The sequence below is a fragment of the Mesorhizobium sp. M7A.F.Ca.ET.027.03.2.1 genome (assembly GCF_003999175.1).
Lineage (GTDB): Bacteria > Pseudomonadota > Alphaproteobacteria > Rhizobiales > Rhizobiaceae > Mesorhizobium.
On the sequence record NZ_RZOM01000128.1, the window covers coordinates 1 to 8,968 of the forward strand.

Here is an 8,968-nt window from a genome sequence, read left to right on the forward strand (position 1 = left end):
TTGAAGAACAGCAGTTCCACCTTGTCGGCATCGCTGGCCTGCTTGTTGTAGGTTTCCACGGTTGCCCGCAGTGCGGTTTCCTCGGAGCCGCCAGGCCAGCCGAGCACGGTCACGGTTGCGTTGGCAAAGGTCGGCAAAGCCGTCCCCGCAAGGAGGGTGGCCATAAGCGCAAAAGATGTCCTGCTCAATTTCATGATCGTTCCCTTCTTTTTTGATGATTTTTGCATGACACGACCGGGGCGCCGTTACCTTGCCCATTCGGCAAGATCGGCAACACCGATGACGCCGGCGTGGCCTCCGAGCTTCGCCGCCACGAGATGGGGGGAAAGGCGCGGCGGGACCTCGCTCAGATGTGCGCGCACCCGGTCGAGATAGCCTTCTGCAAGACCGATGCTGCCACCGATGACGATCAATTTCGGATCGAACATCATCTGAATGTCCCGGCACAGCGCCGCGACCCGCGAGGCGCTTCGCGAGACGATGGCGCCGGCCCAGTCCTCGCCCTTCAGCGCGTGTCCGAACACATCGGCGGCGTCCGCCTTGGAACCGGCCTTGAGGGCCTCCGAAGCGATCCAGCGGCCGGACGTGCTGTCTTCGAGCGGAGCCCGGTCTTCAGACAGACCACGGATCAGACCGAAGTGACCGGCTAGACCGGACAGCAATCGGCCGTTGCAAACGATGCCGCCGCCAATTCCGGTAGAGATGGTCAGAAAGACGATGTCGCGACCTTGCCCGGCGCCGAATTTGTATTCGCCCCAGGCAGCCGCCTGGGCATCGTTGAACGCACAGACCGGCTTGCCGAAAACAGCGGATGCTCTTTCGACCAGCGGGTAGCCGTCGGGAATGCCAAGGGTTGCCGGATTCAATGCCGACCAGCGTCCATCCTGCACCAGTCCGGTCACCGCAATGCCGATGCGGCTGAAGCGGCTCGACCAGGCCGACGTACTTTGCGCCAAGGACGCAAGCCAGGCCTCGGGTCCAGCCTCTCGCGCAGTCGGCACGATCATGTCCTCGACCACCGTGCCATCGTTGACCAGCGCGGCCATCGTCTTGGTTCCCCCGATGTCGATGCCCAGGACGGATGGGCCCAGAACGGTTGGGCCCAGGACACTTGTGCCAAGGGCGGTTTGCGCGCCCCTCGCCGCATAGGCGTCGGAAAGCGCCTGGTGGAACCATGAGGTGACGTGCTCGGTACGGGTGATCGCCGAGCCGACAACCACGGCACAGGCGCCGGCGCGCGCGGCGGCAGCCGCCTGCTCAGGCGACCGGATACGCCCTTCGGCAATGACGTAGGGGGTCAGGGTTCGCATTTCAGCGATGAGGGCGATATCCGGATCCTGCGGCTCCGGCCCGCCGACATAGCCGGAAAGCGTCGTGCCGACGAAATCGACACCCGCGGCAAGGGCCCGGCGCGCATCGTCAAGGCAAGAGCAATCGGCCATGGTCAGCTTGTTCCTGGCCTTGACGGCTTTCACAAGCGCTTCGACAGGAACGGGACGGACACGCTCCGTCGCATCGAAAGCGATGATATCGGCGCCCGCCTCGGCCAGGGCCTCGACATCGGCCGGATAGGGTGTGATGCGCACGGGGCTGTCGGTGAGATCGCGCTTGACGATACCGATGATCGGCACGCGGACGGCCAGGCGGGCGGCCGCGACATAGGGCACGGATTCGATGCGGAGGGCCTTGGCTCCGGCTTCAACAGCGGCCCTGGCAAAGCCCGTCACGAATTGCGCACTGTCCATCGGGCCGCCGGGAACCGGCTGGCAGGACACGATGAGACTGTTGGCGATGTCTTCCCGCTGCACGTCGGCACTCCCTTGTCGCCATCACGATAAATGGAAAATACCAGATTACAACCAGTTCATAACTGGTATTATCTTTGCAGCTCGAAGACGAAATCGTAGACGTCGCCTTTGTAGCGTGTCTCGCAGTATTCCACGATCTGTCCGTCGGCGAGAAAGCAGCGGCGCTCGGTCATCAGCAGCGGTGCGCCCGCGTCACAATGAAGGTGCTTTGCATCCTCCAGCGACGCGCCGCGCGAGCGCATGCGCTGGATTGCCCTCTGAGGCAGGAAGCCGCGTGCATCAAGCGCTTCATAAAGGGAATCCTGAACCATCTCGGGCGAAGGAAGGAAGCGAACCGGCACGGCCGAGACCTCGACGGCGATCGGCGCGCCATCGGCCGTCCTCACACGACGCATGCGAACCACATTGGTATTGCCCGCAATACCCAGGGCCATCATTTCGGCCGGGGATGGACGGCTTATCTGCTTGGAAAGCCATAGACATCCAGGCTTCAGGCCGCGCGCCAGAATGTCCTCCGAAAAGCTCGTCAGCGTCGAAAGCGATTTCTCGACCCGCGACCCGATCTCGGTTTTGGAACCGTGCCGGCGATTGAGCTGCCCTTCCTCTTCGAGCAGCGCCAGGGCCTTTCTCACAGTGACTCGCGAGATCGACAGGGCTTCCGCCAGAACCCGCTCGCCTGGCAGAACCGCGCCGGCTTTCAACGCGTTGGAGCGGATCGCCGCCTCGATCGCCGATTTCAACCGTCTGTAAAGCGGCACATCGGACGCTGTCGCTTCCATTTCCCGACTGACAAGCCCGATCAGGTTCACGGTTGTCATTGCCCTTCCTCCCGCGCGAGAAGCACCCAGGATCAAAACATTCCTGACTGGACCTATACTGGTATTATCAATCCGGTGCAAACGGCCAGCGGACGGTGCTTCGCCGCGCCCTCAGCGCATCACGATCCCTTAGCGAACCCTCGGTGACAGCTTCATGGAGATGCGATCGCAGGCAGCCCGCAGGACCTCCAGAGTATAGGCATGGCGGCTTTCACGCGTATGGCGATTGATATAGGCGACGATGATGGAGGCGACGGCACTGCCGTCCGGCCCGATGACCGGACAGCAGATATCGGTGATGCCGACGAAGTCACGGCTCTCGCGCATCCAGTAGCCGTCCGCGCGGATGGTACGAAGCTGCTTTTCCAGCGCGTCACGATCCAGCGGCGCCGGTGAATGCGCCGCACATTCATCGATCATCCGCGCTGCGACCTTTGGTGACTGGAAGGCAAGTATCACATGGCCGGAGGTCGCGTCGGTGGCCAGGCGGCCGTAGCCGAGGCGCAGCGTGAACGCCATGTCCTCGCCGCCGGGAGCGGCCGCGGTCACGACGGTCAAGCCATGATTGAAGACGACCAGGTGCGGCGACTGATTTGAGTCCCCGGCAATCTGCGTCAGCTCGGGCATGGCGGCGGACATGAGATCCTGAGCGCTCGGCGTGTGCAGCCCCAGCTTGAAAAGCTTGTCGGTCAACGAATAGGCGTCGGTCTCGGCGTTGCGCTCGATATATTGACGCTCCTGCAGCGCGATCAGCATCCGGAAAATCTCATTCTTCGAACGGCCGAGGCCTTCCGCGATCTCCTTCATCGTCAGGGGCGCCCGCGCCTCCGCCAGCAGTTCCAGGACATCCAGACCCTTGGTCAGCGCCGGGGCCGAATAGGTCGGTTTGCCACTCTCTTTTGCATCATCTGCCATTCGAAGAATCCCCGGTGGTCCCGCACGATAGAGACAAGAAATCGGAATTGCCATTGGTTTTATATCCAAACTTGACACCATATATAAAACTGACATGATGACGGGGACAATGAATTTCGAGGCCGACCCGATGACCGTCCAGAGACCTGCAAACACTGTGCGCGCAACCATCATTCCCCGGAACAACAGTGTTTACACGTCGGTCGATTTCGATCGCGAGGGCAAGCAGATCGGTTTCTTCCATGTGCCTCAATCGCCGCACGACGATGCCTGGGGCACGGTCCGCGTTCCGCTCGCCGTCATCAAGAACGGTGACGGTCCGACGGTCCTGATCGAGGGTGGCAACCACGGCGACGAATATGAGGGGCCGATCGCGCTCGGCGAGCTTCTGCGCGAGATCGATCCACGGGATATTGCCGGACGCATCATTGCGATTCCGGCCATCAACATTCGGGCCGTCGAGGCCGGCACCCGCACCTCCCCGGTCGACGGGTTGAATTTCAACCGCAGTTTCCCGGGCGATTTCAACGGCACGCTGACAAGCCAGATCGCGGCTTACGTGCATGACGTCCTGTTTCCGATGGCCGACTACTTCCTGGATCTCCATTCCGGCGGTTCGTCCCTGATGATCCTGCCGAGCGCGATCATCGAGCCCTCCCCGACCGCGCAAGGGCATCGCAAGAACATCAAGGCGACGCTCGCCTTCGGGGCGCCGACCGTTGTCATGGTCGACAATCTCGGTGAAACCCGGACCTCGACCGCGTCCGCCAACCACCAGGGGCTGATCGTCATCGGCAGTGAGATGGCCGGCGGCGGCCTTGTCAGTCCGGATGCGCTGGCCATCTGCCGCAGGGGCATCCGCAATGTGCTGAAACATGCAGGCGTTCTGACGGGCGCGCCTGACATCGCCCCTGGCGCCAACGCACGCGTGCTCAAGGTTCCCGGAAGCGAAGGCTATCTGCTTTCCGAGGAGGACGGTGTCTTCGAGCCCTTGAGCCCGCTCGGCAGTGCCGTCAGCAAGGGCGACCTTGCCGGACGCATTCACTTCCTCCACACGCCGTCACGCGCGCCCATCGATCTCCTTCACCCCATCGACGGTATCGTTTTCGCCAAGCGTCAGCCCGGCCGTGTGCGCCCGGGGAATTGCTGTTTCGTGCTTGCCAACGAATATCCGGAGGCACTGACCGATGGGCCATAAGGACATCGAAGCGGCTGCCCGGCGCATTGCCCCCTTCATACGGCGCACCCCGGTCGTCAAGCTCGACCATGCCACGGGGGCAAACCTTCAAAATGATGTCTATTTGAAACTCGAATGCCTCCAGGTGAGCGGCTCCTTCAAGATCAGGGGCGCCACGAACCGGGTGAAAACGCTCGAGCCAAGCCGGATCGAAAACGGACTGATCGCCGCATCCGGTGGCAATCACGGCCTGGCCACCGCCTATGTGGCTGCCCGGGCCGGCGTTCCCGCCACCATCTACCTGCCGAACAATGCAAGCCCGCTGAAGGCGGAAAAGCTGCGCAAATGGGGGGCTGACGTTCGCTTCGAAGGCAATGTCTGGGATGAAGCGCATGAGGCGGCATTGGCCGAGGCAAAGGCGAGCGGCGCCTTCTACATGCATCCCTTCGCCGATGCGCAGATCGTGTCCGGTCAGGGAACCGTGGCGCTGGAGATGGTCGATCAGATGCCCGATGCCGACATCTATATCGTCGCGATCGGCGGTGGCGGGCTCATCAGCGGCATGTCCGAAGCCCTGAAGCACGTCAAACCCGAAGCCAGGATCATCGGTGTCGAGCCGACCGGTTCACCGACCCTTCACGCCTCCCTGGCTGCCGGCCGTGTGGTTCGCTTGCCCGAGATAACGACGAAGGTGGCGACCATGGCCTGCGGCCGCACGGACGAAAGCATCTACGAGATCGTCGCCAAGCACGTCGACGACATCGTCCTTGTCGAGGATGCGGACATGCAGAAGGCCGCTGAATTGCTCTGGTTCGAATTCGGCATCGCCGCCGACCTCAGCGGCGCGGCATCGCTGGCCGCCTTGATGAGCGGCGCTTTCAAGCCACCGCGCGGCGCCCGCATCGCCGGGCTTGTCTGTGGCGCCGGTGTCGAGGGCCTGAATGGCTGAGGTTGAGCAAGGCCGGTCCACGCAGACGCGGCCCTGACATGAATACGGCACGAGTGCCGCGAAATACCGCCGGAATGCCTGTCACTGGGACGGTCGTCGTGCGGGACATGAAAAAGAGGCGAAGAATCGTCCTGTCGCAACAAGAGGAGAACTGAAACATGCGCATTTCCCTGAAAGCATCCATTGCTCTGCTCGCACTCGCCATCGCGACGCCCTCGCTTGCCGCGGAAAAGGTTTTGGGGCTTGCGGCAATCGACCTGCAGAACTCCTTCTTCGTCCGCATGAAGGAAGCGGGCGACGTGGCTGCCGCCGACTATGGGGTGAAATCCACTTGGCAGAGCGCCGAGGGCAGTCTGGAAAAACAGGTCAGCATCATCGAGAATTTCATCAATCAAGGCGTCAGCGCGATCCTGATCGATCCGATCGACAAGAACGCGGTCATTCCGGTCATCCAGAAAGCCACCGCCGCCGGCATTCCGGTGATCACCATGGGCAACAAGGTCGAGGCCGGCTCGAACTACTCGACGCTCTATCCGGACTACGACAACATGTCGATGGTTGCCCGCGCGCTCGGCAAGTCGCTTGGCGGCAAGGGCGAAGTCGCCCTGCTCGTCGGTTCGCGTGGCAACTTCGTGTCCGACACGCGCGAAAAAGGCTTTGTCGAAACCCTGAAAAAGGAGTTTCCGGACATCAAGGTTGTCGGCATCGAGCCGACCGGCTGGGACGCAGCCAAGGCAACCAATGCCGCCCAGACCTGGCTCACCACCTATCCGGATCTGAAGGCCATCGGCTGCATCTCCGACAGCCTTTGCCTGGCCGCCGATTCCGTTGCCAGCTCGATGGGAACTCAGTTGCTCTACGGCGGCTATGACGGCGACGCCGAGATGAAGCCGCTGATCGACGACGGCAAGATGGTGATGGACGTGCTGACCGGCGCCTATCGTGTCGGCTACTGGAACATCGCCGTTGCCGCTCGTCTGGCCAACGGCGAAAAGCTGCCGCAGGATCTCTACATGCCGACCTATTTCGTGACCTCGGATGCGACGGCCGCGAAGCTCAAGGCGGATGGCCTCACCTTCGAATACATCAACACCGACAAAGAGGCGGTGGAAGCCAAGAACTATACCGAGCAACTCGGTCCCAAGGTTCCGGCGACCGCCATGACCCTGGCAAAGTAACAGCCTAGAGCGGCTCAAGCGCCGGATGACGTATCATCCGGCGTCCCCTTTTCCTGACGATCGCCGTCGCCGCTCCGTGGTGACCGCGCATGATGCTCGATAAGAGGACCGACCCATGTTCCAGTCCTGGACCTCTCCGTTACTGCGGCGCAACGAACCGGTTCTCATCGCGGTGCTGCTGGTCGCCATCGCCGTCTTCGGCTGGATCGATCCGCGTTTTCTGTCGACCGGCAATCTTGTCAGCATCGCGCAGCAGAGTGCGGTCATCGCCCTCATCTCTTTTGCCATGACGGCCGTGATCATCGCGCGCGGCATTGATATTTCCGTCGGCAGCAATCTTGCCTGTTCCGGCATCGCCGCGGGTCTTGCCTACACGGCAACCGGCTCGGCGAGCTTGAGCCTTCTCGCCGCGATCGGTGGCGGTGCCGCAATCGGTCTGCTCAATGGAACGTTGATCGGCTTTGCCGGCATCTCCCCATTCATCGCAACGCTCGCCACCATGGCGTTTGCGCGCGGCCTGGCGCTCAGCCTCTCCGGCGCATCCAGCATCGCGGTCGCCGATCCGGTCCTGCTTTTCGCGGGACGCGAGACGATCGGCCTCCTGCCGGTCTCCGTCATCATCGCCGCCATCTGCCTGGGCCTCTGGTGGTTCGTGCTCAATCGTACGGTCTACGGACGCTGGATCTATGCGGTCGGCGGCAATGCGGGCGCGGCGCGGGCCTCACTGGTTCCCGTCGACCTCGTGCGCATCTCCGTCTACCTGATTGCCGGTGCGACGGCCGGGCTCGGCGCGATACTCACCATCGGTCGTCTCGGTTCGGCACAGCCGCTTGCCGGCACCGGGCTCGAATTTACAGCCATTACAGCCGCGATCATCGGCGGCACGAAACTGTCCGGCGGCCAGGGCTCCATCTGGGGAACGGCGATCGGGGCGCTGCTGCTGGGCGTCATCAACACCGGCCTGTCCTTCCTGCAGGTGCCGCAGATCCTGATCTATTTCGTGACCGCGAGCCTCATTCTGGTGGCCGTTCTTACCAGCCAGCCGGAGAGTGTCGCCGCCCTGTTCAAGACCGGTGGCCGCAAGTCCACCCCGTCGCCCCGCAACATCGCCGCAACACCGGTCGGCAAACACAGCATCGCCTTGCGCGGGCTTGGCAAGTCTTTTCCGGGCGTCAAAGCACTCGACGGTGTCAGCTTTGCCGTCTCGGCCGGTGAGGTGGTGGGACTTGCCGGCGAGAACGGGGCCGGGAAATCGACGCTGGTGAAGTGCATTTCCGGTCTGCATCGCCCGGACGAGGGTGAGATCATCATCGACGGCAACGCCGTCCAGTTCCACTCCCCCAGCGACGCCAGGGGCATCAGCGTCATCCATCAGCATTTCAGCCTTTCGCCGGACCTGACGGTGGCCGAGAATCTCTTCATCGGCCGCGAACCGCATACCCGCCTGGGATTTCTCGACCGGGCTCGGATGCGGCGCGATGCAAAATCCATCATGGACGAGCTGTCGCTCGATATCGACATTGGCGCGGAGCTGCGAACACTTTCCGTCGGGCACCGGCAGATGGTGGAAATTGCCCGTGCCGTTCTGTCCGATGCCTGGTTCTTCATCATGGACGAGCCGACCAGCGCGCTCTCCAACCGCGAGCGCGACCAGCTCTACGACCTGATCGACAGGCTGAGAGCTCGCGGCGCCGGCATCCTCTACATCTCGCACAAGATGGAAGAGATCTTCAGCCAGTGCGACCGCGTCGTCGTTCTGCGTGACGGGCGCTTCATCGGCGAGCGCCAGACCCGCCAGACCAGCGAGGCCGAGATCGTCTCGATGATGGTCGGGCGCGATGTCGGCGACATCTTCCCCTATCTCGAAGCGCAAGTCGGCGAAACCGCGATCGAAATCAGCAACATCTCCGATGGCAAGCTCTTGAAGTCGGCCACGCTCAGCGTGTGCAGGGGCGAAATCGTCGCGCTCGCCGGCCTGATGGGAAGCGGCCGCTCCGAGGTGCTCAGGCTGATTGCCGGCCTCGAGACCATGCATGGCGGCACGCTCAGAATTTTCGGCGGGCAGCAGACCGGCGGCGACACCAAGGCCGCCAATCGCGCCGGCATCGTCTACATACCGGCTG

At 62.6% G+C, this 8,968-nt stretch carries 7 protein-coding genes and 1 pseudogene; 4 read left to right on the plus strand and 4 right to left on the minus strand.

The features are described 5' to 3' along the window. The 4 genes and pseudogenes from EN750_RS40550 to EN750_RS08400 all read right to left on the minus strand — a co-directional run. Window positions 1-194 (minus strand): annotated as a pseudogene (locus tag EN750_RS40550) (sugar ABC transporter substrate-binding protein); the annotation flags it as partial. 51 nt (window positions 195-245) lie between these two features. Then, the gene (locus EN750_RS08390) at window positions 246-1,808 is read right to left on the minus strand and encodes a putative N-acetylmannosamine-6-phosphate 2-epimerase (protein WP_127396150.1); all 1,563 of its coding nucleotides are present in this window, start codon (window positions 1,806-1,808) and stop codon (window positions 246-248) included. A gap of 68 nt (window positions 1,809-1,876) precedes the next feature. Beyond that, entirely contained in the window at window positions 1,877-2,626 is a 750-nt protein-coding gene (locus EN750_RS08395) for a GntR family transcriptional regulator (RefSeq protein WP_127326625.1), read from the minus strand. A gap of 129 nt (window positions 2,627-2,755) precedes the next feature. After that, complete coding sequence (locus EN750_RS08400) at window positions 2,756-3,595, minus strand: IclR family transcriptional regulator (RefSeq protein WP_164749416.1); 840 nt, start codon at window positions 3,593-3,595, stop codon at window positions 2,756-2,758. Window positions 3,596-3,635: 40 nt separating this feature from the next. Here EN750_RS08400 and EN750_RS08405 point away from each other — a divergent pair, with 40 nt between their 5' ends. From EN750_RS08405 to EN750_RS08420, 4 genes are all read left to right on the plus strand, one after another. Beyond that, window positions 3,636-4,739, plus strand: a complete 1,104-nt coding sequence (locus EN750_RS08405) for a succinylglutamate desuccinylase/aspartoacylase family protein (protein WP_245481692.1) — start codon at window positions 3,636-3,638, stop codon at window positions 4,737-4,739. Further along, a complete protein-coding gene (locus EN750_RS08410; protein WP_127396151.1) occupies window positions 4,729-5,667 on the plus strand; it encodes a threonine/serine dehydratase in 939 nt (312 codons plus the stop codon). Before EN750_RS08405 ends, EN750_RS08410 begins: the two co-directional genes overlap by 11 nt. A gap of 158 nt (window positions 5,668-5,825) precedes the next feature. Then, on the plus strand, window positions 5,826-6,845 hold the full coding sequence (locus EN750_RS08415) for a sugar ABC transporter substrate-binding protein (protein WP_013530435.1): 1,020 nt from the start codon (window positions 5,826-5,828) through the stop codon (window positions 6,843-6,845). 115 nt (window positions 6,846-6,960) lie between these two features. Then, a partial coding sequence (locus EN750_RS08420) for an ATP-binding cassette domain-containing protein (RefSeq protein ID WP_127396152.1) occupies window positions 6,961-8,968 on the plus strand: 2,008 nt, incomplete at its 3' end.